1 protein-coding gene is annotated in these 2,483 nt (G+C 46.2%); it reads right to left on the reverse strand.

The window, feature by feature from the left end; all coding sequences use genetic code 11:
• Positions 1-674: 674 nt before the first annotated feature.
• Positions 675-2,063: a chitobiase/beta-hexosaminidase C-terminal domain-containing protein gene (locus tag Q8M98_08635; protein ID MDP3114829.1), complete on the reverse strand. Its 1,389-nt coding sequence runs from the start codon at positions 2,061-2,063 to the stop codon at positions 675-677.
• Positions 2,064-2,483: the final 420 nt, after the last annotated feature.

Below are 2,483 nucleotides of genomic sequence, written 5' to 3' on the forward strand. Positions count from 1 at the left end.
CTTTTCAGATTGATGCCCAGCGCCACCAGTTTCAGCCAGAGTTGATGTCGGAATAACCCCCGCAAGCGTGACTTGCCTCCATTCGTGTGACATTTAAACTGTCGCATAGTTGCTTCCACCCCGCATCTTAAGGTTCGTCTCCTTTTGGGTATCGTGTCTATATTTGATAGTCTTAGTATCGGTTATAATATCATGTTAAATGATAAATTCAACGAAATGAGAAAGCATAACCTATATGATTTATTCCCATCCTAAAAAAAAGAAAAAGCGGCACAAAAAATGAAATCATTTCAAGTAGTCCTGATTATTTTGCTGATGATGGTTTGGGTGGTCCGAAATATCCACGGGGCAAACACCCAAACCACAAACCGTCTGGGGTATGGAGGATGTTCCAGATGTAGAATACGGTATTATGGAAGAGTACAATACTTCCAATCAGTTATATTTAGGAACAGGCTATCAATATCACGGAAATCAGGAAAGAAGCTGTCCCACACTTCCAATGAAATGGAGAAACCGGAGTATGCGCTCCTGAGACGCCGACAGGTTCATGCCTGAGTCATATTCGATCTGATTGATCCAGGGGTCGAGTGGCTTTGATGTATTCACTTTGGTAAACGGGGACGTTTACCGTTCCTCACCCCGGACGTTTACCGTTTCCGTTTCTCACACCATCAATTTGACGGTAAGTAAATGTTTATCGGTCCATAAAACACCTCCGAATCATAAGCAACTGCCTCCAACCAGTAGAAAAAGCTGCTGCCGGGGCTGACCCCATAATCCGTATTGGTATAGGTCATGATGGTGCTTGTATTGGTGGCGGGCATCATTGTGGGTGTGATCATCAAAGCGCTTGCTTGATTGGCAGTTCCGTTGCGATAGATTCTGTATCCTAGCATGCTGGATTCGGCTTGACTGATCCAGGTAAGCCGGATCTGGTTTTGTGCGGTTTGATGTGCCACAAAACTGCTCAGATTTACATAGAATTCCGGCAGGCTATCAGCCATCATATATTCATTATTCATTTCCAGACTTGCATTTCCCCCGGGGAGAAACGCCTTTGCCATCAGGGTAATAGAATTGCTGATCTGGATTGGAGCGATATATGGGTTGGAGAAAATCGTCGGTTCGCTGCCGTCGGTGGTGTATCTGATTGTCGTTACAACGATTGGGAAGCTCATAGCCACATGAATCGGAGCATAAAATGTTCCACCGGGAGGGTTGAAATTGGGAATTGCTCTGCTGATGGAATATTCTTCCAGAGTGGTCGCGCTTGGCAGCCATCCAACTTTGAATGCCTTTGCCTTGACAACGGTATCCGAATTTAGCACAAAAGCTCCGGTATAAGCAGTCGAGGTTTCGGTTGGTTCACTGCCATCGGTAGTGTATCGGACGCTTACCCACGAGGTCGAACAACTGATCGAGACGTCAACCGGGGATATGAACGTTCCGCCGGGTGGATGCAAAACCGGATTGGCAACGGTTTTGAGGATAATGTAATCAGAAACTGCGGTCTGGCTCGCGTTCCAAAGGTGTTTGAAGGCTTTCGCCTTGAGCGTGGAAGTCGATTCCACATAGATTGATTCATCAAATACATTCGAAGTCTGTGTCGGTTCGCTGCCATCGGTGGTGTATCTTATAACCGCTGAAGGTGTTTCACACTCGATTATGACGAATATCGGGCTCGTGTATATTCCGCCGGGATGATTGAAGGTCGGTGTGGCAACTGCCCAACCAATGCCTGCGTAGGATGCTTCCGAGATGGTGCTTGGTGTCCAGCCTGCCTTGAATGCTTTTGCCCTGATGGTTGTCCCCAATTCCACAAGCAGCGGAGCCGAATAGACCAAAGATACGGAATTGGGATCGTTGCCATCGAGGGTATAGCGAATTTCCGCCCCGGAAGTGGCACAGGTTATCGCAACCGTTTGCGCAGTGGAGTATTGTCCTTCCGGCGGCAAGAACTCCGGCGCGGCAACAACCTTAGGTTCCGTCGGTGTCTTTTCGCAGGATGCGACCAAAAACAGTGCCAGCAGTAGGACGATCATAGTAAATACCTGTTTCATACCATAGCTCCTTGGTGTTTTTTATATGGATTCCAATCCGGGATGGAGATTATTTATAGCGCGGATGCTGTCAATAAAAACTTTCCGGAGCTTGGCTTGAATATTGGAAAAATATCGAAAGGCGTAAGGCGTGAGAGTGAGAGGCAACAGTGATCAAGGGTGCATGAGACTGTTCAAGTAAATTCCCTTAAATTTCAATAAATTAGCGTTCCGGAAATCAAGAAAAGTGGGCGAAAGGCATCCTTAGGCAGGGGCTGCTTTGAATTGACATATCGTCTGCACAGTGGACACTTCAGTAAAAATCAATCATTTTTCGTGGGGAAAAGCCTTATGCTTATAGCCGCGACCATAGGGCTGTTTATGGACAATATGTATATTTAAACAAATGATAGAAAATCATTTACAACTTTTGCCTTCTAA

The sequence above is a fragment of the Candidatus Cloacimonadaceae bacterium genome, from assembly GCA_030693415.1.
Classification (GTDB): Bacteria; Cloacimonadota; Cloacimonadia; order Cloacimonadales; family Cloacimonadaceae; genus JAUYAR01.